The 20847-nt window shown below is 47.3% G+C and carries 22 protein-coding genes; 5 read left to right on the top strand and 17 right to left on the bottom strand.

The genetic code is table 11. The features are described from left to right. Nucleotides 1-49 precede the first annotated feature (49 nt). From AC6ESP_RS18660 to AC6ESP_RS18645, 4 genes are all read right to left on the bottom strand, one after another. Entirely contained in the window at nt 50-1528 is a 1479-nt protein-coding gene (locus AC6ESP_RS18660) for an Lsa family ABC-F type ribosomal protection protein (protein WP_497098244.1), read from the bottom strand. A 297-nt stretch (nt 1529-1825) separates the two neighbouring features. Beyond that, nucleotides 1826-2962, bottom strand: a complete 1137-nt coding sequence (locus AC6ESP_RS18655; protein WP_497098243.1) for a bifunctional cystathionine gamma-lyase/homocysteine desulfhydrase — start codon at nt 2960-2962, stop codon at nt 1826-1828. A gap of 1 nt (nt 2963) precedes the next feature. After that, on the bottom strand, nt 2964-3887 hold the full coding sequence (locus AC6ESP_RS18650) for a PLP-dependent cysteine synthase family protein (protein WP_497098242.1): 924 nt from the start codon (nt 3885-3887) through the stop codon (nt 2964-2966). Further along, nucleotides 3884-4543, bottom strand: a complete 660-nt coding sequence (locus tag AC6ESP_RS18645; RefSeq protein WP_497098241.1) for a class I SAM-dependent DNA methyltransferase — start codon at nt 4541-4543, stop codon at nt 3884-3886. Before AC6ESP_RS18645 ends, AC6ESP_RS18650 begins: the two co-directional genes overlap by 4 nt. Nucleotides 4544-4757: 214 nt before the next feature. Between AC6ESP_RS18645 and AC6ESP_RS18640 the strand changes: the two genes are divergently transcribed. Further along, complete coding sequence (locus tag AC6ESP_RS18640; RefSeq protein WP_497098240.1) at nt 4758-4949, top strand: hypothetical protein; 192 nt, start codon at nt 4758-4760, stop codon at nt 4947-4949. A 224-nt stretch (nt 4950-5173) separates the two neighbouring features. Then, entirely contained in the window at nt 5174-5698 is a 525-nt protein-coding gene (locus AC6ESP_RS18635) for a GNAT family N-acetyltransferase (protein WP_497098239.1), read from the top strand. Between the two features lie 55 nt (nt 5699-5753). Here the strand turns inward: AC6ESP_RS18635 and AC6ESP_RS18630 are convergent, their stop codons facing one another. Together AC6ESP_RS18630 and AC6ESP_RS18625 are read right to left on the bottom strand one after the other, a co-directional pair. After that, nucleotides 5754-6296, bottom strand: a complete 543-nt coding sequence (locus AC6ESP_RS18630; protein ID WP_497098238.1) for a GNAT family N-acetyltransferase — start codon at nt 6294-6296, stop codon at nt 5754-5756. 34 nt (nt 6297-6330) lie between these two features. Beyond that, nucleotides 6331-6963 (bottom strand): nitroreductase family protein, encoded by a 633-nt coding sequence (locus AC6ESP_RS18625; protein WP_497098237.1) that lies wholly within the window; start codon nt 6961-6963, stop codon nt 6331-6333. Between the two features lie 308 nt (nt 6964-7271). On the opposite strand from AC6ESP_RS18625, the gene AC6ESP_RS18620 reads away from it, so the two are divergent. Next, complete coding sequence (locus AC6ESP_RS18620; RefSeq protein ID WP_497098236.1) at nt 7272-8318, top strand: ParB/RepB/Spo0J family partition protein; 1047 nt, start codon at nt 7272-7274, stop codon at nt 8316-8318. A 159-nt stretch (nt 8319-8477) separates the two neighbouring features. On the opposite strand, the gene AC6ESP_RS18615 is transcribed toward AC6ESP_RS18620, so the two are convergent. From AC6ESP_RS18615 to AC6ESP_RS18605, 3 genes are all read right to left on the bottom strand, one after another. Next, on the bottom strand, nt 8478-9752 hold the full coding sequence (locus AC6ESP_RS18615; protein ID WP_497098235.1) for a Na+/H+ antiporter: 1275 nt from the start codon (nt 9750-9752) through the stop codon (nt 8478-8480). Between the two features lie 184 nt (nt 9753-9936). After that, the gene (locus tag AC6ESP_RS18610; protein WP_497098234.1) at nt 9937-11163 is read right to left on the bottom strand and encodes an MFS transporter; all 1227 of its coding nucleotides are present in this window, start codon (nt 11161-11163) and stop codon (nt 9937-9939) included. A gap of 159 nt (nt 11164-11322) precedes the next feature. Continuing rightward, nucleotides 11323-12222 carry a glycerophosphodiester phosphodiesterase gene (locus AC6ESP_RS18605; protein WP_497098233.1) on the bottom strand — a complete coding sequence of 300 codons (900 nt, stop codon included), beginning with the start codon at nt 12220-12222 and terminating at the stop codon, nt 11323-11325. A 228-nt stretch (nt 12223-12450) separates the two neighbouring features. Here AC6ESP_RS18605 and AC6ESP_RS18600 point away from each other — a divergent pair, with 228 nt between their 5' ends. After that, complete coding sequence (locus AC6ESP_RS18600) at nt 12451-12873, top strand: organic hydroperoxide resistance protein (protein ID WP_497098232.1); 423 nt, start codon at nt 12451-12453, stop codon at nt 12871-12873. Nucleotides 12874-12956: 83 nt separating this feature from the next. Beyond that, nucleotides 12957-13175, top strand: a complete 219-nt coding sequence (locus AC6ESP_RS18595; protein ID WP_497098231.1) for a hypothetical protein — start codon at nt 12957-12959, stop codon at nt 13173-13175. A gap of 39 nt (nt 13176-13214) precedes the next feature. On the opposite strand, the gene AC6ESP_RS18590 is transcribed toward AC6ESP_RS18595, so the two are convergent. The 8 genes from AC6ESP_RS18590 to AC6ESP_RS18555 all read right to left on the bottom strand — a co-directional run bounded on the left by AC6ESP_RS18590 (nt 13215) and on the right by AC6ESP_RS18555 (nt 20598). Next, nucleotides 13215-14171: a phosphotransferase family protein gene (locus AC6ESP_RS18590; protein ID WP_497098230.1), complete on the bottom strand. Its 957-nt coding sequence runs from the start codon at nt 14169-14171 to the stop codon at nt 13215-13217. A gap of 99 nt (nt 14172-14270) precedes the next feature. Further along, entirely contained in the window at nt 14271-14942 is a 672-nt protein-coding gene (locus AC6ESP_RS18585; RefSeq protein ID WP_497098229.1) for a DUF4166 domain-containing protein, read from the bottom strand. A 25-nt stretch (nt 14943-14967) separates the two neighbouring features. Then, nucleotides 14968-15873: a DoxX-like family protein gene (locus AC6ESP_RS18580; RefSeq protein WP_497098228.1), complete on the bottom strand. Its 906-nt coding sequence runs from the start codon at nt 15871-15873 to the stop codon at nt 14968-14970. Further along, complete coding sequence (locus AC6ESP_RS18575) at nt 15870-16322, bottom strand: thiol-disulfide oxidoreductase DCC family protein (RefSeq protein ID WP_497098227.1); 453 nt, start codon at nt 16320-16322, stop codon at nt 15870-15872. The genes AC6ESP_RS18580 and AC6ESP_RS18575 overlap by 4 nt, the downstream gene beginning before the upstream one ends. A gap of 106 nt (nt 16323-16428) precedes the next feature. Then, a complete protein-coding gene (locus tag AC6ESP_RS18570; protein WP_497098355.1) occupies nt 16429-17070 on the bottom strand; it encodes a response regulator in 642 nt (213 codons plus the stop codon). Nucleotides 17071-17073: 3 nt separating this feature from the next. Next, nucleotides 17074-18405, bottom strand: a complete 1332-nt coding sequence (locus AC6ESP_RS18565) for a sensor histidine kinase (protein WP_497098226.1) — start codon at nt 18403-18405, stop codon at nt 17074-17076. A 132-nt stretch (nt 18406-18537) separates the two neighbouring features. Next, nucleotides 18538-19923 (bottom strand): DHA2 family efflux MFS transporter permease subunit, encoded by a 1386-nt coding sequence (locus AC6ESP_RS18560; protein WP_497098354.1) that lies wholly within the window; start codon nt 19921-19923, stop codon nt 18538-18540. 81 nt (nt 19924-20004) lie between these two features. Continuing rightward, complete coding sequence (locus tag AC6ESP_RS18555; RefSeq protein ID WP_497098225.1) at nt 20005-20598, bottom strand: TetR/AcrR family transcriptional regulator; 594 nt, start codon at nt 20596-20598, stop codon at nt 20005-20007. Between the last annotated feature and the right edge of the window lie 249 nt (nt 20599-20847).

Here is a 20847-nt window from a genome sequence, read left to right as displayed (position 1 = left end):
CCCATTAGTGTTACTAGTGGATGAGTTTCTCATACGCTTAAAGCTAGATTTAGAGCTTAATGAGCTTCGTTGCCATACGGCTGCAGAACTCACGGTCGTGCTCTACAAACAGAATAGTCGGTGAATATTCCAGCAGCAGCTCTTCAATCTGCATGCGAGAAATAACATCGATATAATTAAGCGGTTCATCCCAAATGAACAAATGCACTTTCTCGCAGAGGCTTCTTGCCAGCAGCACCTTCTTCTTCTGACCACCGCTGAAAGCTGCAATATCCTTCTCGAATTGCACTCTGGAGAAATCCAATTTGGTTAGGATCGCTTTGAATAGACTCTCATCGAGGTCGTGATTTCTAGCATAGTCCGTTAAATTGCCTTGCAAATGCGAGGTTTCCTGTGAAACATACGATATTTTCAGCTGACTTCCTTTTCTGAAGGTACCCGTATAGTGAATATCCTCACCACATATCAACTTGATAATGCTTGATTTGCCTGAGCCGTTCCTACCTGAAAGAGCAATTCGATCACCTTGCTCAATACTGAAGCTTATTTGTTGACAAACCACCTTCTTATCATATTCAATCGATACATTGTCGAGCTCTACAAGCTGATTTTTATGAAAAGGAAGCTGTGTAAGCTTCAAGCTCTCAGAGCTTTCAATGTTGGTAAGTAGCTTGGATTTCTCATCCATAGCGGCATGCTGCCTGTGCTCTAACGCTTTGGAACGCTTCATCATTTTCGCAGCCTTATGTCCGATGTATCCCTTGTCTACCTTAGAGCCTGAATTTCTTGTGCCATTCTTCGTTCGCTCTACCTCGTGAGACCAATTGCTCGTACGCTTAGCAGACTCCGACAAGTGCTTAATGTCTCTGCGCAGCCTATCGTTCTCTGCCAGCTCATACTGATCTTGTCTCTGTTTATCCTCCCACCAATCAGAGAAATTACCCTGCCTAATAACGATATTCGTCTTAGTGATTGCAAGGATATGATCGACACAGTTATCCAGAAAGGCTCTGTCGTGAGACACGAGGATGAACCCGGATTTCGTGTTCAGATAATGACTGACAAGCGTTCTTGCAGCCATATCCAGATGATTGGTAGGCTCATCGATTAATAGGAAGCTATTGTCCTTCAGGAACAACGCAGCTAGCAGCACCTTTGTCTGCTCACCATTAGATAAGGACTCGAAGGGCCGATACAGCACATCCTCAGACACCTTAAGTAATGTTAGCTCTCGCATCAATTCCCAGTGCACATAATCGGGATAGATGTCGCTGATGATATCGATCGTATTAAGCTCCTTATTCTCTACATGAAATGGGAAATAGTCGAAGCTTACCTGCGCAGAGATCGATCCGCTGTATTCATACTTGCCAAGCAGTAGATTAAGAAAAGTCGTCTTTCCTCTGCCGTTCCTCCCCGTAAAACCTAATTTCCAATCGGTGTCGATCTGAAAGCTTACGTTCTCAAATATGTTATCGTAACTGCCATCATAGGCAAAAGTCAGGTTTGCAACATTAATTAATGACATGAAATCATCCTCCAATACCATAAATATAAGAGCTACAAGAAAGTTACCTTCTTGTAGCTCAAATAAATACAGCAAATCTAAGCCCACTACGGGCTAGATAAGGATATCGTTTGAGTGAAAAGATAAGTAACTTTCTTGCGTATAAAAAATAAACATGCGAAATAATCGCTTTTTATTGTTTTATAGAATCGCAAGAAATATTACATTATGCTTTTCAACTCCATTCATTAAAGTATAGAGAAGCTTAACACAACTGTTTTTCAATTTCAACAGCTAACATCCAACGCCTGAGCACAGTTATCCTTCCAGACCCTCTGCCAAATCTCCAATCAGATCATCGATATCTTCAACTCCGGCAGATATACGGATTAGTCCGTCCGTGATACCCAGGCTGTTGCGCCGCTCCTCAGGAATCGAGGCATGAGTCATTCTCGCCGGTATCGAGATGAGACTCTCTACCGCTCCCAAGCTCTCCGCAAGTGTGAAGTAACGAAGCTTCTTGACGATATCCGCCGCCCTCTCCTTGCTGCCAATGTCGAATGCCAGCATGCCCCCGAATCCTCTCGCCTGCCGCAACGCAAGACTGTGCTGAGGATGGTCAGGAAGACCGGGATAATACACTTTCCGAACGCTCTGATGCTTCGACAAATAGCTGGCGATCTCTCTGGCATTCTTCTCATGTGCCTCCATCCGCAGCCCAAGTGTCTTCATCCCTCTAATAAGCAGCCACGAATCATGAGGAGCGAGTACGCCGCCGGTTGCATTTTGCACAAAATGCAGCTTCTCCCCAAGTTCCATCGTATTCACGACAGCTAGACCAGCAACTACATCGCTATGTCCACCAAGATACTTGGTTGCAGAATGTACCGTAATATCCGCACCCAAGGCCAGCGGCGTTTGCAGATAAGGCGTGCTGAATGTATTATCGACGATCAGGAGCAGCTGATGTGCATGCGCCAGTCTGGCAGCAGCCTCGATATCTGTCACTTTGAGCAGAGGATTCGTAGGAGTCTCTATGAACAGTGCCCTCGTGTTCGGCTGGATGGCCTTCTCCACCTCAGATAGATCTGTTGTATCCACGAACGTAACGTCTATCCCTAACCGGTTCATCACTTTCGTCGCAATTCGGTAGGAGCCTCCGTATACATCATCGTTGAATAACAGATGATCGCCAGAATTGAACAGCATCAGCACAGCTTGTATAGCTGCCATCCCTGAGCTGAAGGCAAAGCCCCTTGACCCTTCCTCCAGATCCTTAATCAATTCTTCCAAGGCATGACGAGTAGGATTCCCTGTCCGGGCATATTCATAGCCTTTGTGAACCCCAACATCCTCCTGCTTATAGGTGCTTGATTGATAGATCGGCACACTTACCGCCCCTGTATGTGGATCTATGGGAATGCCGCCGTGAATAAGCCTCGTTAATCGCTTCATGCTATATCCCCCCGTTGTAGATCTGTTTGCTCAAGTAACGGTCACTGCCGTCAGGAAAAACAGTCACGATGCGGCTTCCCGGCTCCGCCTGTGCCGCTTCCAATAAGGAAGCATGCAGCGCTGCTCCCGAAGAGCTGCCTGCAAGCAAGCCCTCTAGCTGAGCAAGCTCCTTCACTCGGGTGAAAGCGTCTTCGTCTCTAATCGTGTGTACAGCGTCGAAATAAGCAGTGTCCATGAAGGGGGCCAGCTTCTCGACACCTATACCTTCCGTTTTGTGGGAGCGCGGTAGTCCTCCCCCTAGAATGGACCCTTCCGGCTCTACAATAACCGTCTTCATATGGGGACACTTCTCTTTCAAGTACCTCGCCGTTCCCATGAAGGTGCCGCCAGAGCCAGCCCCCGCCACGAAGATATCGATCTGACCATTCATCTCGTCCCATAGCTCTGGAGCCAATGTCTTATAATACGTGTCGGGATTCACTGGATTGGAGAATTGACGGGGGCTATAAGAGCCAGGAACGAGAGTCAAGAGCTCTTCTGACTTACGAATAGCACCCGTCATGCCTTCGGAGGTGGGAGTATGAACGATTGTAGCGCCCAGCGCAATCATCAGCTGCTGCTTCTCGACACTGAATTTCTCAGGAACGACGAAAATAACCGATATGCCTCTGCCAACTGCGGCCAAGGCAAGTCCGATTCCTGTATTGCCCGCGGTTGCTTCAATAAGAGTGCCCCCATGCTGCAGATAACCCTTCTCGAAGGCATCCTCAAGCAGACTCTGACCGAGACGATCCTTCACACTGCCTCCTGGATTAAGAAACTCAAGCTTAGCGAATAGCTGTACTTTAGGCGGAAGCGGGAATGCACTTAGCTGAACGAGTGGCGTATGTCCGATCATATCCTTCACACGGCGATATACGGTCAATTGCGCTCGCCTCCATCCCTGTGCTTGACAGCCTCCATTAACCATACGAAGCGATTTAGCTTACTGAACGTAACAGTGAAGCCATATTTGGTGAACATAGCCTCTAATTTATCTAAGGTTGTATAATATTCAGTTTTTAGATCATGAAGAAGATTGAGGTAACCCGACTTTTCCGCACTTGCTTCCGTCTGCTCTCGATCCTCAGCGTGACGGAATGCCGTGTCTGCAAATATGATTCTTCCGCTCTTGCCGAGCAGCTTCTCATAGCTTGCGATCGCAAGCTCCTTCTCCTCATCCGTCAGATGATGGAAGGCATAGGTGCTCACAATTGAATCCACTCGCTCTGGAACATGTGGGAACTGAAGAAAATCTCCGTCTAGCAGGATCACGTCCAGCTCCCGCTTCCCGATCTGTTCACGCATGCCGGCTGATGGCTCGATGCCGTATACTTTTCTGCCTTGACTCAACAGCTTTTCCGTTAGATTGCCTGTACCTACTCCGAATTCAATAACCGTACCGCTCGACCTAGAAGCTACAGCATCCAGTATGGCATCATAATTTTTGAATACTTCTCTGTACTCTATATCGTGACCCGTGACAGTTTGATTGTAATCCTCTGACCATTTGTCGAATAGCTCTATGAACTCTCTCCCCATAGCTCAATCAATCCCTTCGTTAATGGATACTAATGCAATAGGAATTATTGTTGTATGTTATGCTGACTTCCGCTAAGGGTGATTAAGTTATTTTGCCCGCCCAATAAACACCAAAAATTACGTTTTGCGTATAGATGTATGAAAGCGGTACACTTAGTTCATAAGGACAGTTCTGTAACTGGAGCTGAGATGGGAAAGGGGTGTGTTGTGACAAGTGAAGATCCTATCGAGGTATATCCATCTTAACTTGTGGCTGTCAGCATTCACGATCATATTGTTCGCCTATGATGGTACAATCTCGCATGCTGAGGGAATTATTCTATTGTTCATTAATCTAGTTGGCATCGTTAATGTAGCCAGAATCAATAAGTACTTATTGGGTTCCCGCAGCAGTAATGAACAGTGAATGAGTGGGATTCGCAAATTAGTTAACATAATATTATTTATGTTGCTTATATCACAAACAAACAGGGCTGCCCAGCAATGGGCTGCCCTGTTCTCGTCTGTTTACGATTGTACTTCTTACGACTAGGCGTACAATCATTCCTTTGATACGATGAGTGAAGCTGCGATTAATAACTGAACATCATGCTATGAATCACTCGAAAAGTATGGGAAGGAGATTTAGAGATGTATAACAGAGAAGGTATGCCTATCGAAATTCGCCGTATGAAGCATGCAGAAGTCACGCTTATACAGGCTCTTATGACGGACGTTGTGTCCCGTCTTCCCTCACAGGAACTGTTCGCGATGGACGATGAAGAGAGCCTAAGTCTTCTTATCGAGCACAACGGAGAAATTTATGGTGCTTATCTAGGTGAAGAGCTCGTAGCCTATACCGTTCTAGCGTTCCCTGGGCTTAGTAGCGGGAATCTTGGAAATGAGCTTGGGCTGCCAGATACAGAATTGCCGTATGTCGCCGTGCTGGATGCTACGATTGTGCACGAATCTGTGCGCGGTCTAGGGCTGCAGCGATTGTTCCATCGGCTGCGTGAGTCACGTGCCCGGGAGAGCGGTTGTCGCTTCCTCTACTCGACCGTTCACCCAGACAATCAGGCAAGCATCAGGAACCTCGAAAGTGCTGGGTTAACCCTCCGGTTCACACGGAGCATGTACGACGGCAAACCTCGGCATTGCTATGCCAAGCCATTATGATCATTCCCTAGCAGCATATAGGTGCAACCCAATGAGTGGAATGCTCTAATTGCAGCTAGAGAGCGGCTTCCTCAGCTGTATTATCCTTTAAGTAGCTTTGGAATTGATCAGGATTCACAATCTTACGCAATACATGCATGATCCCGTCACCATTGCCTGGATCAAACGAGTAGATACGCTCATATCCCCTTCTCTCGTACATCGGCAGCAGCCATGGATGCTTCTCTGCTGTTGCGAGTGTAAGAGCCGGAGCACCAAGCTTATCTCGAATGATGGACGTTTCTACCCAATCCAGCAGCTTTCCTCCATAGCCCTTGCCTTGCGAGGCAGGATCGACAGCGAACCACTTAATAAATGGCAGATCTGTAATGGGCCTGAGATCATCCGTCTTCGACAACGTTACGGTTGCTCGAACAAGGCCATCACTTTCAAGAACGAAGCAGTCATTCTTCGAAATATTATCCTCGATAAGCGCCAAGTCTGCATTCGCAGCCGGCCAGTGCAGCTCAAGCTCCCGGATAGTCACATAAGCGTCATACGTTACTTGAAGCAAATTCTCGGCATCCGCTGGTGTTGCCAGTCTGAATAGGTCTCCCATCGTTGTCACCTCGTTATTATAGTTCGCCTTATATCTAGGATTGATTCGGTATAGGCAGTATGCTGTCGCTTATGGGGCGACGGCTGTTTGGCTTCTCCAATTCCTGATAAGCAGGATCAAGCTCATCAGCCGAGCCTTGATAGCCAAGCGCGATAACCGCATGCAGTTCAAGGACATCAGGCACCTGCAGAAGCTTGCGGGCGATTGCATGATCGAAGCCTCCAACCGCTCTGGTGGACAATCCTAGTAGCCGCGCTTGCAGAGCCAGCGTCGCCCAAGCAGCGCCTGTGTCGAAGGCGTGAGAGCTATGTGGTTCACCATTATCCTTCAATCGGGTAGAGGCTACTAGCAGAAGCACTGGTGCTTGGTCGGTCCATAGACGATTCCGAGGATTAATGAAGGCCTTGAAGAGCTCATGCTCGGCTGGTGTAACGGCCGTATAGAATCTCCATGGCTGCAAATTGCTTGATGAAGGTGCCCATCTAGCAGCCTCGAGCACCGTATATAAGGTTTCGCGAGAAACCTCCTTGCTTGAGTAGGAACGAGGTGACCAGCGATTCAGAATGAGCGGGTTAACGGGGTACTCCGGAATGCGATTGCTCGTGACTTGAGCGTCATAATCACGATTCTTGCTCTCAGAATGGTTCAAGGAAGCATTCGAACTCATAAGTATCTCTCCTTCTCAAGTAGGAACATGTAAAAAAAGACGCCATACACCAATGATTCATCGGTCATGCACGCCTCTAGTGGACTAGAAAGCATAGCTGCTAATTGTTATTAAACCAACTATTCTTGTTGGAATACCTGTATACTAACATTGGAAACTGAATTCGTCAATAAGTGTCTCTGCAACCCTACTCTTGAATGTACAATTCGCAGGAACTCTCCCCCTACTCTATTATAAAATGCTGCACCCGCATGCTATAATAGATAGATCACGCTGCTTAAGCGAACGACAGGAGAATATATTAGAATATGGATATCATTCAACTTCCAACTGCACTTATTGATGAAGATAGCGATCAACCCAGATACCAATTCGATGAGGAAGCTTTACTAGAGCTAATGAGAAATATCGAAGAAATCGGACTATTATCACCGATCAAAGTAAGAACAATCGATAACGGGCGTTATAAGATCATTTATGGCAATAGACGCTACAAAGCCTGTGTAACGCTTGGTCATTCCCATATCCCTTGTATCGTATCTCAAGTAACGGACGAGCTGGAGATTTATTTGGAGCAAGTAGCCGAGAATCTAACTCGCGAGGGCTTCTCCCCTATTGAGGAAGCCGAGGCCTTCAACAAGCTGATGAATGATCCGAAGTTCAGCAGATCTACCAAATACTTATCCAGCAAATTCGGCAAGCCTGAAGCTTACATAAAGAACAAATGTGATCTCCTTAAATTCAGCAATGCTGTCAAGAAACTGATTATTAGCGGCAGCGAGATTAAGAAAGATAAGCTGACAGAGGATCAACTCATTCCTCTTAAGGATCTTCCCATCGAGCATCGCGATCCGCTAGCTCTCATTATGGCAAGAGATGAGATGCCGGTCAGCGATGTGAAGAAGATAGCCCGTTTGTTCAAGGACAAAGAGCTGTCTGCGGCAACCAAGGACAAATTGTTGTATAAGAGCGGCCCTGGCCTGCTCGAGACTTGGTCGGTCTACCAGCATAATAAAGCCGAGAAAGCTAAGCCAGTCGAACCTAAGCCGCAGGTCGTGAAGAAGGACAAGAGTATGAAGGAGGACACGTCTTCGCCTACTCCAGCTGTTTCACCTGCTGCCGTTGCAGGAACAGCAATCGAAGGCGTGCTCCACCAGCTGCTCGCTAATATCCCTGGAGGTTCACCATTGACTGAGGATGTCATCCAATCTGTATCTAGCGTATCAGATCAGAATAGTGAAGCATTCAGAAGTGATGTTAGTCTGCTAATCCAGCAGCTTGAGCAGCATTTGGCGCAGTGGAAGCAGGTTCAGGACTTGCTGCTATCCCCATCAGCTTCGGCTGATAAAGCATAACTCATATAGAAGTCGGCCTAATAGTGGATAGACGACCAAACGCCGCACCCTCCTAATGGATGGTGCGGCGTTTGCTCATTCTTCAAGACGGATAAAGCTTGTGAAGTCCACACACCTTATTTTCCCCATCTGAGTTAGTCTCCGTAGACAGCTTACCGATCAACCAGAAGGCCCTGATTTGGTCTTTCGAGTAAGAAGCGGCAGCGCAGCACTTGCAACTAAGAGGGAGAGCAGAATTACTCCAGCAGCTAGAAATATAATAAGATCCCTCTGTGGAAAATGCTCGCCATTGTCCAAGAACAGCGGTATGGAGAAAGCTCCGGCAAGTGTAATGGCTCCCCGAACGCCGGATACTGACAAGATCAGCAGTGACTTCAGCGGAAGCTGTGCGCTGGCCTCTTCTTGGCCGAAGACGACCTTCCACCGCAACCGACTAGCCAGATATAACCATACGAATCGAATCGCAATTAATAAGGCATACAAGAGCACGATATAGCCAATGGCATGACTATTGCTGTACGCTTCATTCTCGAATATAGCATTCATGACCTCTGGAACCTGAAGACCAAGTATGAGAAAGACGAGTCCGTTGAGCACGAATACGATAACGGACCATGTGCTGTCAGACACTTTCTTAAGCTCAAGCATCTCCGTCCGCGAATGATCCTTCTCTATCGCATGAACAATCCCGCCTGCTACAGCAGCCAATATGCCGGATAATCCAAGCTCCTCCGCCAGTATATACAGGGAGAACGGCGTCAGAATAATAATCAGCATATGTACGGTCGCATCCTCAAGAACAAATCGTCTCAAAAGGAGACGCAGCCCGATGAAGAGCATCGCCATTATAGCCCCAAAGATCAATCCGCCTAGTGAGATAACAACGAAGCTCAAGGAAGCTTCCCATGCGGAAAAAGCACCCGTCACGGCTGCAGCTATCGCAAATTTGAATGCAACAAGCCCTGATGCATCATTCATTAATGACTCCCCCTCCAGCAATCGTTGAATCCGCTTCGGCAGCTTCAATCGTGCGGATATAGCTGCAACGGATACGGCATCTGTGGGAGACAATATAGCCGCTAGTCCGAAAGCTGCTGGAAGCGGAATGCTTGGAATCAACGTGTGGATCATATAACCGCCAATGACCACCGTCACGAATACAAGCCCAACGGCTAGCAGCAATATTGGAGCTTTGAGCTTCCATAGCTCATCACGCGGTATCCTCGTCCCATCATTGAACAGAAGCGGTGCAATGAACATGACAAAGAACAGCTCCGGTTCAAGCTTAATTTCCATATCAAGCGGCACGATAACCATCATGATTCCTAGCATAATTTGTATGAGTGGAATCGGAACGAGCGGTATCACGCGATGGATAACATTCGATAATGCAATTAGCGCGAGCAGCCCCAGTATAGCTAGAAACAATTCCATAGGTATCATCCTTTCTGTAATAGGAGGCTGTATTGGCTTCAAGAAGCATGCACCTACTACTACATAACCGAAATCTGCTAAACTTACACCTCCTTCTTGAATTCCTCGAAAGATGTGCACAACAAAAGAGGCCGATACACGTCTCTTGGACGTGCAGCAGCCTCTACCCACCTATGAATGTTTGCTAAGCTTGTCCAGCGAGATCAGGGTCGACCCCTTTTGTTTCTTTGCCATAGAATAGAATAGTCGCAGCCCCAATGAGAATCGCGATAAAAAAGACGATAAACACCGATTGAATATTCGCCTCTCTTGCAACCATCACCCCCACCAGGTAAGGACCGATTACACCCCCGATTCTACCAAAGGCCGAAGCCAGGCCAACTCCTGTTGAGCGTATGGCAGTCGGATAGAGCTCGGGGGTATAGGCGTACATCGCACCCCATGCACCCAGATTGAAGAATGACAAGCAAATGCCTGCTGCTACGAGCATACCTTCTGTCTGTGCTGTCCCGAACCATATGGCACTAGCCGCAGTGAACAGCAGGTAAATGACAAGAACGAACTTGCGTCCGAATTTTTCAATGAAATAAGCAGCAGTGAAATATCCAGGCAACTGAGCGAGTGTCATAATCAGAACATACTGGAATCCTTTTATAAGCCCAAACCCTTTAAGCACCATGACTGTCGGCAGCCATAGGAACATCCCATAATACGAGAATACGACCGTGAACCACAATATCCATAGCGTAATGGTTGATCGCCTGTAAGACGCTGACCAGACCGATGCAACTCTTGCTTTCAACGACAGCCTCTTGCTTCCATGCAAGGTGAAGCGGGGAGAATCCTGCACTGCACGCCGTAGATACAGGGCATAGAAGGCAGGAAGAGCCCCAATGGCGAAGGCGACCCTCCAACCATAATGAGGAATAATGAAATAAGCAATAATCGCCGCAACGATCCATCCAACTGCCCAGAAGCTCTCCAGCAGCACGATCGCTCTCCCACGTTCCTTCACAGGCACCGATTCCGAGACTAAGGTCGATGCAACTGGCAGCTCTCCTCCTAGTCCCATCCCCGTAATGAATCGAAGCACACATAACACAGCAAAGCTGGTAGCTAGTGCAGATAAGCCGCTTGCAGCGGAGAAGATAACAAGGGTCCACAGCAGAATCGTTCTACGGCCGAATCGATCGGCTAGAGTGCCAGCAGCAGCAGCTCCAACGGCCATCCCAATTGAGTTGATGGCGACTAATAATCCAATCTGCTCAGCGCCCAGTCCCCACTCTAAGCTGAGTGCGGCGAGAATGAAGGATACCATTCCAACATCCATCGCATCGAACAGCCAGCTAATTCCTGTACTGAATATTAGCTTTCTATATTTCTTTTCACGGAGTAAAGAGACTTGTTGCATGGTCTAATACTCCTCCCTTCCCTTCAGTCATCCTCTGCCTTCAATGTACCCGTAATATTCGCTCAGTATGTAGCTGCTGAGCTCACCTGATAATAAAGAGACTGCTCTCACCGCAGGTGGTGTTAGCAGTCTCTTCATGTCCATGCACCATACTTATGCTTATAGCCTGTTGTTGACTTCCTCAATAACCTCGCGGAATCGGTCTGGATAATCCGTGTGCAGACCGTCCACTCCCCAGCTCAGCGCTTTGTCCATATTCACCTGATAATTAACCGTATACGGGAAGACCAGCAGTCCAGCATTCTTAACCTTCTGCACGTAGGCCGCGTTGATCTGCTGGAAGTTAGGACTTATTCCTGTTGCATACTTCTTGATTTCCTTCAAGTGTGCAGCGCTTATAAAGGCAGAGGTGTTGTACCAGATTAATTGAAACAGCTCAATATCCGCATCTAGCTTATGTATTTTGACCAAGCTGCTCTTACTGAAGGACTGAACGGCAACATGGTCTGTTAACTTGAACTCCTCGATCAGCTCCAGCATCTTCTCCTCAAGCCCAGGATTGTACTCCGGCGCCTTGGTCTCCAGCATATAATCAATCTCATCACCGAAGGCTTCGAATATTTCTCTAAGCGTGGGAACCTTCTCATTCACGAATTCATCTCTCGCGTAGATCGGATGCAATTCATTGAACCAGGAGCCGGCATCCAGCTGCTTAATTTCTTCGAGTGTTAGAGCAGATACTCTGCCTGTGCCATTGGTTGTCCGGCTGACTGTCTCATCATGCATGGCAATAAGCTCACCGTCTTTGGTCATCTGCAGATCAATCTCAATATAATCTGCACCGGATCTGATACCCGACCTATAAGATGGAATCGTATGCTCGGGAGCATAGGCTGATGCGCCGCGGTGGGCAACGGTAGCCACTTTCATATTGGGTGAGAATAAGGTTTTGAGCGAAATGGGCTTGCCTAGAAAAGAGAATATCGCTCCTATTAGTCCAATAACAAGACATACATGAATCGAATAAAAGTAAATCACATTAATTTCTTTCTTGCGCAACGCAATCGTCCTCCTGTTACAGTCTGGTTGTCTTATAGTTGTGGTGCCGCCTCATGATCTTCCATTATAGCATCTGTAAATGCCTAATAAGCATTTAATTCCTATTCTTACCCTCATCTATTCGCTTTGAAAAGCATACTCCATTCAAAAATCTTCATGGGGTGGAATAATTCGAGCCCCTTTCATCCATCCTTTAACTATATTTTGTATAGAAAAGAGGCCACATTCATGAGCGTTCTTTACACAGCAAGCGTTACCGTAGTAGGAGGAAGACAGGGCAAGGTCGTATCGTCGGACCAAGCAATTAATCTGGAGCTGTCTATGCCGAAGGAATTAGGAGGGGCTGGAGGAGCTGGCACCAATCCAGAGCAATTATTCGCTGCTGGCTATGCCGCATGCTTCGATAGTGCTCTACAGCTTGTTATTGGAAGGAAGAAGCTGAAGGAAGTTACAGGAACAGAGGTAACTGCGAATGTCTCTTTATTGAAGGACCCTGCCGATGAAGGCTATAAGCTTGCTGTGCAGCTGCAAGTCACCATCAAGGGCGTAGATCAAGCGTCAGCGTCCGAGCTTGTTCAAGCTGCTCATCAGGTATGTCCATATTCCAAAGCAACGAGAGGCAATATTGAAGTCACGATAAGCAATGAATAATAGGCTATAATCTGCAATTACTTGAATGAGACAAGTCGGAGCGATAATAGAATGAACAGTGGCAAGAACAGGAGGCTGATATAGTGAGAGGCAAAACAGATTTCGTCGTTATGGTCATTACAAAGTCTGATATCACAAAATTTGTAATGATCGACATCGTTGCTGGAATGGCTTGCTACTATGCGATTCTGCTGCCCTTCCATTCCACTCTTGCTTCTATGGCGGGCAGCATGTTCGCTCCGATGCTCATTCGTCGTTCTATGCGCTTGCAGCGCGGCAATCCAGTTAGACGTCATCCATGAGTCTAAGGTTACGCCATACCATGTATGCTGCCTCAGCAGTCAGCGAAGGCTGATGAATCGTTGCCAGCCTGACTCTATATTGTCTCGTGCCCACGCAAGGTGGTTAGGATCCTCATATTTACGGTAAGCGCATTCGATCCAGAGGATCAGATCAAGATAAAGGTCATACAAGCCCCTTCTTATCCGCTCTTTCTCTGCTAGCTTCGGTTGGCCATAGCCCCGCAGGAACGCCTCGGACGCCCCAAAGTGACTGAAGTAATGCTCCATGAGCGGATCACCCCATAAAGCTCTCTCGAAATCGATTATTCCAGATATACGCCCTTCATGCACGAACACATTACCGTCCCATAAATCCCAGTGCAGCAAATGGGGCTCTCTCACATCTGTCAGACTTTCAAGCAGATCCGAGATAGCCGCTTCAATAACCGAATAAGAAGCGGGAAGCTCGACTCCTTCATCCCTTCCATCTGCAAGCACGCCAGAGATCATATGGGCAAAAGCATCTTTCCAGTTCGAGCTGCTATTCTGCAAATCTGCCGAGTAATAACCGAATCGTTTCCCTCGAACCCTGTTGAGCTCAGCATTATATTCTCCAAGCTCGTGTTCGATTACCGAACGCTCTTCATCACTTAAGGCTGCTTTTATCTGATTGTACGGCTTCCCTTCCAGCCGCTCCATCAAGAAATAGGGTGCTCGGATAAGACTTAAGCTGCTGTCATGAGCGAATATGCGGGGAACAGGTATGATCCCTGCCATAAGCTGCATCACTTCTACTTCCGCGGTCATTATATTCTTCTCGTACCTCATAGTCGATATCTGCGCAGGTGGAGCTACCTTCAATATAGCGGTTCGACCATCATCCATAAGGAGATCATACGCAGCATTCGCCCATCCGTCCGTTAGCTCCTTAAAGCTTGCTAGACCAGCCCCGCAGGCCTGCTTCACGATGCTGCTTAATTGATCGGCTTCCAGTCTCATCTTCGTCGTGCTGTCCACAGCAATCCCCCTTTATATCGTTTCTGAATACAGTATAAGGGAAGTATGGCTGAATCTATATCCTAACTTTTGCGCAAGACTATCAAAATCTGAACATCGTTATTCTCTGCACTCCTCCCTCAGCGGCTTAACATCTAGTGGAACATGAAATGTATCGACGAAATGCGCATCGAATGAGCCTTCATATTGGAATACCGTTCCGATAAGTGGATTGTTAACCTCTACCGTGATGCGATAGGTTTCTTCGCGATCATCATACCATTCGTTCACCTCTGCAACCGCGGTGAACAGATTCGGGAATCGGAACTGGAGCAGCCCTTCATAAAACCGTTGATCCCCTGAGCGGATGCGAATACCGCCATTTGGTGCTGCTGACAGCTCCAAGTCTACCGCCAAATGCTGCTTATTGCCCAAATAATCTACAATCTTACTGCGTTCTTGACTGTAGACCATCGTTGCATCGAAGTAGCGAATCGCCCGCTTGAATTTGAACTTCCGAATCCAGGTCACCGTCTCTCGACCGAAGCTGTCCGTGTAAGCAAAGTTCTCGATGGTGAACGGAATCTGTCTTCCGCCTTGTGGGAACATAATATGTCTGGTGCTCCCAACTAACAGTGGAATAGCAACCCATTTGGAGAACCAGATCCGCTTCATCACACCATGCCCTATGGATGCTACCCGATCTTTGCTGCTGAAGCCGAATCGCTGCTGGATACGGGGATGCAGCTTCTGGAATTCCGCTCCTAGAGCCTCTTCATATATCGATTTCATACGTGATTCCTCCCTTGGCAGAGTGTTATTCATGACGCTTGCAGCGGCTGGCATCTGGAAGATCGCGGATCGTCCAAGCTGCTATCAGACAAAAGGCGATCATAGAGCCGCTCAATGTTACTGGATTAAAAGGCTGCTTAAGCAGTTCAGGACTTCCTACGAGTGCTCCTGCCGCAAGCAGAATGAGAAATCCAATCTGAGCTCTCCATACAAAGGGTCGCCTATGCCAGAGTAATGCAGCGACTCCAATTCCAGCCTCCGTAATCCCTAGTAAGACAAGCATGAGCTCCTCATGTCCAGTGAACCAATGCAGCTCCTGCATCACTTCCAGCTCCCCGGCTTCCGGGAAGAGCAGCTTAGGCACTATGCCCTGATAGAGCCATAGAAGAACAAGGATCAGCACGCTGAAGCTATGCAGCAGTGTCCGCTGAATGCTAATAGCAGGAGCAATCTGCTTCTCAAGCCATAATCGCAGTGCATCGAAGCTCCAAGCTGTCGCATATCCGAATAACGGACGGAACAGCAGGCGATCGAACCATTTGCCCAGGGCTCCGAATCGAGTGCCGTAATTATACTGCGTAAGAAACGTAAGGCCGTTATCTTCATGCCCGCTATACTTCCAGAATCCGCTCCCTTGCTTAATAAGTGACATTCTGTGGTCCGATGCAAAAGATAAGGTCGATATTCTCTCGCCTGTGTTCGCATGGATTCTAGATTTCGTCATGCCAGTGCCTTCAATAGACAGGCCGAAGCCAATTCGAGTCTTATAAAGGAATCGCTGCGGGCTTACTTGGTCGCTGCGAGGTAAATAGGTGATCTCTGAGAACCTTAAATCCCATTGCTGATGGAGCTGAGGATTCTGCGTATGCTCCCATAGCTTCTCCATCGTCGTGTTCATCTTAAGCTCTACATAAATGGGCTTGCTCTTCATCGCTTCCTCACCTCTTCTACTGATTCTACAAACCGATTCCTTACATCTGGGGTTGGCAGCAAGCATTCCTCTCTTCTGCCGAACCAGCGATAACGGCCAGCTGCAATCTTGTCATATACAGCATTCCGTATAAATGCAGGAATAATGAGTCCAACGTATAGGAGCGGCCATAAGCCGTTAAGCTTGCGAAATACGCGAAACGCAGCGTCCGATTTCGTGTAGTGGCGCTTACCTGCTACCATAACGAATGTATTCAGATCATCGAGCGGCAAGCCAGCTTCCTGCAGGAGCGCTCTCCCCGCCTCCGACTGCAGAGTAGCGAATTGAAACCGCATCGCTTCATCATGCTTCATCACGAACTTCGTTATCCAATGACAGAGATGGCAATGGCCATCAACTAGAAGAATAATAGGCTTATCGAGTGTAGGTAATCGCTTCGTATTGTTCATCCTGCATCGCTTCCTCTCTCTACCATTGTAGATGATTGCCAATTGGTTGATCAGTACTGACTTCTATAGTACGCATAGAAAAAGGGTACTACGATTCGTAGTACCCCTACCTCTTATCTTCCTGCTGATGAGTCAAGCCTCTCCGCTTAACCTTGTCTACTGCTTCCTTACTGCTTTTGACACCAAGCTTCTTCAGCATTTTGTTCACTTGATTCTTCAATGTACTCTCTGCCTTATACAGCTTCTTCTCTATCTGTGATTGCGTATAGCCTTCCTCGATCAGCTCGAATACTTCCCTCTCCGCGGAGGTCAGCTCCTTCAGCTGCTCTTCCCGCTTCAGCCTCGTATATTCCTTAAGAAGTGCCTCCATTGCTGCAGGATGATGGAACGCGCTTCTAATCGCATGAGGCAGCTCCTTGAAGTTCGTCTTCTCAATATAATTCACAGCGCCCGCTGTGAAGGCTTGCGTCATGACGGCTTCATCGCTTACCGAGGTTAACATAATGATTTTGGCGGAATGAATGTGATGGATTTCTATCGCTGTATAAATACCCTCATACTGGTTGTCGGTAAGCTGAATATCCATCAACACCACATCGAATGCAAGCGTCTGTGCCAGATGGATCGCTTCTTGAGAAGTAGTCGCTGCACCTACAATTAGTATATCTTCTTCCTTGTTCAAGAAAGTCGTCATCCCTTTAATCCAATCGGGATCATCTTCAACCAGCAGCACCCTGATATGACTCAGACGTCACCCCTCCATCCTATGAACTACTTTGCCACTTGAAAAATGCAGCGTAATGCTTGTTCCTATATTCTCTTTACTGCTTAGCTCTACGGAGCCTCCGCTCTTCCTCATCACATTATACACATAGGATAATCCCAATCCGAAGTTGCGAGCTTGCTTCTTGGTACTGAAGAAGGGATCGAATACGCGGCCTTGCACCTCAGATGGAATGCCCTGTCCGCTATCTTGAATGGATAAGCGTATGCTGCCTTTTCGTCCCGTATCCAAGTGAACCTGCAAGGACCCGCCCCCCGGCATCGCTTCTATTGCATTCATGACAACATTGCCTAACGCTTCACTAAGGTGAACGGAGTCACACTTAACGAATGGATGGACAGCATAGGTGGCTATAACGTCGACAGCTGCTTCGTCCAGATACCCTGTATGCTGCTGCAGCACCTGATCGACGAGCAGATCCAATCTGATAGGCTTCTCAACCAGGGTAATATCCTTCGTCTGACTATGTATGCGGGAGACCATGTCCAGCATATGCTCAGATGCATTCGATATAATGCGCAAATGCTGTGCAGCTTCATCATCCGAATCATGCAGCGATTGCTTCAAATTATGAGAGCTAATCGCGATCTTGCCAATTTCATTCTTAATGGAATGGTTCAGCAGCGAGGTACCCGAGCTGACAGCCTTCATCGTGCTCTGAAGCGGATCGCTCTCGAAGCGCAGCTTGACGCCAAGCACGCCGTATACGAACGTACAGAGCAGCGCAGCAACAAGTGAATACACGATGAATAAGGAAATATAGCGAAAGAAATCAAACTCCGGAACGAACACCTTCGCTACATTAATAAGAACCAGCACCGCAAGGATAGTAGGAACAATGATGATTGTCGCTACGAATCGATTCCGTCTTTTGCGGCGGTTCTCCTCCTTCCACATGGCAACTAGCATCCAGTAACAGGACAGCATGTAATAGGGAGCTGTCCAGATCAATAAGAGTCCGAATGGCATACGAAGCTCAGGACTGAACGGCGTTACCATGAGCATTATTACTACAGGTAGAAGAAGCGCAAGCTTAAGATACAATCTGACTGCTCGGGAGGACACTCTCTCCGAATACACCATGCTGAATACAAGCACGCCGTAAGGTGTCAGCGTATGGTTGATGAATTGAACCGCATGGGATAAGGACGAATAGCCTGTCTCCCGTGCTATATCACTTAATCCTCCGATGGAGGCACAAAATAAGAAGAAAGCTGCCCAACGGTTAGTCTCGCTGCGCGGGTTGTTGAGCAGCAGAATGATAGCTGCCGTGAGCAGCGAGAAGAAATAATACAGCATCTTATACCGTCCTATGTTGATATGATAGCTCTATCGTACCATAAGCGTATGAGACTGTCTTCGTTACAGCCCAACTATACCACAAAAAAAGAAGGCTCCGAATTCAGAACCTTCATTTCATTTCATTGATAATTAATGACGTTTAACATTAACGCGTTTAATGAAGAATGCAACGATCAGACCCACTACAGCCATGATCATACCAAACATGAACGCATTCTGAACCCCAGCAGTCAATGCATTAGCCATATTGCCATCTGCCGCTGTGTGCATATACTTCTCTTGTCCAGCTGTCATAATGCTTACCGCAAGCGCCGTGCCTATCGCACCTGCAACCTGCTGCAGCGTGTTCATGATTGCCGTGCCATCCGGATAGAATTGTCTTGGCAGCTGATTCAATCCGTTCGTCTGAGCCGGCATCATAATCATCGAAATACCAATCATCAATAAAGTATGCAGAACGATTATGAGTGCAATTGTCGAAGCGGTCGTAATACCGGAGAAGAACCAGAGTGCTGCAGCCACAATCACTAGGCCTGGAATAACGAGCCATTTGGGACCATATTTATCGAACAAGCGCCCCATAATTGGAGACATAATCCCGTTGATAATACCGCCAGGGAGCATGACAAGCCCGGCATAGAGGGCAGATAACGCAAGCCCATTCTGCAAGTACATCGGCAATACCAGCATGGAGGACAGAATAATCATCATACAGATGAACACCATCAATACCCCTACGATGAACATGGGATATTTGAAGGCGCGAAGATTCATCATCGGCTGCTTCATCGTCAATTGACGTATGGAGAACAGGACGAGCGACACAATCCCTACGATGAGAGCTGCAATGACCTTCGTGCTGCTCCATCCGCCTTCTCCCTCACCTGCGCTGCTGAATCCGAACACAATTCCGCCGAACCCGAAGGAGGATAAAAGAATAGAAAGAATATCAACCTTAGGCTTCGTTATGGTCGAGACATTCTGCATGAATAAAGCACCGCTAATGAGCGATAAGATTAGAAAAGGAAGTGAAACCCAGAATATCCAGTTCCAGCTTAAATTTTCAATAAGCATGCCGGCAATGGTCGGCCCTACAGCTGGAGCGAACATAATGACAAGTCCGATGATTCCCATTGCTGCTCCTCTTTTTTCTGCTGGGAAAATAACGAGTATCGTATTGAACATTAGTGGAAGCATAATGCCTGTTCCGATTGCTTGAATCACACGAGCAACGAGTAATACCTCGAAGCTGCCAGCCATCGCGGCTACGAGCGTGCCTAATATCGAGAAGCTGACTGAAGCAATGAATAGCTGGCGTGTTGTGAACCATTGCAGCAGCAGTCCCGAGATCGGAACCAGTATGCCTAATGTAAGCAAGTAACCCGTCGTTAACCATTGTACGGTTGAATACGAAATTTGCAGGACCTGCATAAGATCAGTAAGAGCTACATTAAGCGCTGTCTCACTGAACATCCCGATGAATCCGCTAATTAGCAAGGCTACCATAATGGGCATAACCTTGAATGTTTTATCACTCTGATCTATTGTTTCCTGTGTACTTGTGGCTTGCACGGTTTCCATCCTCCTGATAGTTCTCTAGTAAGTCTCGTTCTCATTCATACCCTGTAATAGTAAAGGTACATACTTAGCTGCATTCATTAGCGGCTGCTTGTCCCGATTCGTAAGGGTTATAATAAAAGCACCTTCGATCAAGGAAATAAGCACGGTACCCAGCTCAGTCGCAACTGAAGGACTGACCCCCTCTTGCAGCAGCCTTTCTGTTAATAATAGCTGCCAGCTGCTCAGCACTTGCTTGCATGCCGTGCGAAGCTTATCGCTAATACAGGACGTCTCGGCCGCCATCCAGAAGCTGAAGGGCATGAAGCCTTCGAACTGCTCCTTCGCAGCATCCTCCGCAGCAGTCGCAATGAACAATTGAATGGCTTTTACAACGTTCAGCTCCGAAGCGAATGTGGACTTCCATGCATCCATAACGATAAGCTTGGTCCGCTCGATACACTCTAAAGCCAGTTCTTCTTTTCCATGCGGAAAATAATAGTACAGCGAGCCTTTGGGGCATTCGCTCTCATTAATAATCTGATTCAGTCCAGTAGCATGATAACCCTGTGTGAAAAACAAACGAGAGGCTGTCTCTACAATAGACTGACGCGAATTCGTTTTCCCCGGCACTTATTAACACCACCTTCATTATAACGATTGGTCTATATATTATTAGCATGCTTTCGTTTCTCCTGTCAATACTAGTCAAGCACATACGTTCGATAACAGAATGTTCAAACCCTATACAAAAAAGGCTGCCCATTAGGACAATGTCATTAAGTTAAACTCAGAGACAAGATCGTGAATAGAAAATGAATCCGAAACGGCATAGGAAATAGTCCTATGCCGTTTCGAATTTTATACAAGCAAGAAAAATGG

The organism is Paenibacillus xinjiangensis (genome assembly GCF_059686975.1).
The sequence above is the reverse complement of the archived record's forward strand: the minus strand, read 5'-3'. Positions and strand labels throughout refer to the sequence as shown.

Bases quoted from the DNA above. Each gene is read 5' to 3' on its own strand.
- AC6ESP_RS18645 (WP_497098241.1), bottom strand. From the start codon at position 4,543: ATGGGGAGAGAGTTCATAGAGCTATTCGACAAATGGTCAGAGGATTAC.
- AC6ESP_RS18625 (WP_497098237.1), bottom strand. From the start codon at position 6,963: ATGAGTTCGAATGCTTCCTTGAACCATTCTGAGAGCAAGAATCGTGAT.
- AC6ESP_RS18560 (WP_497098354.1), bottom strand. From the start codon at position 19,923: ATGCCCATTATGGTAGCCTTGCTAATTAGCGGATTCATCGGGATGTTC.
- AC6ESP_RS18610 (WP_497098234.1), bottom strand. From the start codon at position 11,163: ATGCAACAAGTCTCTTTACTCCGTGAAAAGAAATATAGAAAGCTAATA.
- AC6ESP_RS18630 (WP_497098238.1), bottom strand. From the start codon at position 6,296: ATGGGAGACCTATTCAGACTGGCAACACCAGCGGATGCCGAGAATTTG.
- AC6ESP_RS18575 (WP_497098227.1), bottom strand. From the start codon at position 16,322: ATGAACAATACGAAGCGATTACCTACACTCGATAAGCCTATTATTCTT.
- AC6ESP_RS18600 (WP_497098232.1), top strand. From the start codon at position 12,451: ATGAGCGTTCTTTACACAGCAAGCGTTACCGTAGTAGGAGGAAGACAG.
- AC6ESP_RS18565 (WP_497098226.1), bottom strand. From the start codon at position 18,405: ATGCTGTATTATTTCTTCTCGCTGCTCACGGCAGCTATCATTCTGCTG.
- AC6ESP_RS18620 (WP_497098236.1), top strand. From the start codon at position 7,272: ATGGATATCATTCAACTTCCAACTGCACTTATTGATGAAGATAGCGAT.
- AC6ESP_RS18585 (WP_497098229.1), bottom strand. From the start codon at position 14,942: ATGAAATCGATATATGAAGAGGCTCTAGGAGCGGAATTCCAGAAGCTG.
- AC6ESP_RS18580 (WP_497098228.1), bottom strand. From the start codon at position 15,873: ATGAAGAGCAAGCCCATTTATGTAGAGCTTAAGATGAACACGACGATG.
- AC6ESP_RS18635 (WP_497098239.1), top strand. From the start codon at position 5,174: ATGTATAACAGAGAAGGTATGCCTATCGAAATTCGCCGTATGAAGCAT.
- AC6ESP_RS18655 (WP_497098243.1), bottom strand. From the start codon at position 2,962: ATGAAGCGATTAACGAGGCTTATTCACGGCGGCATTCCCATAGATCCA.
- AC6ESP_RS18615 (WP_497098235.1), bottom strand. From the start codon at position 9,752: ATGGAATTGTTTCTAGCTATACTGGGGCTGCTCGCGCTAATTGCATTA.
- AC6ESP_RS18660 (WP_497098244.1), bottom strand. From the start codon at position 1,528: ATGTCATTAATTAATGTTGCAAACCTGACTTTTGCCTATGATGGCAGT.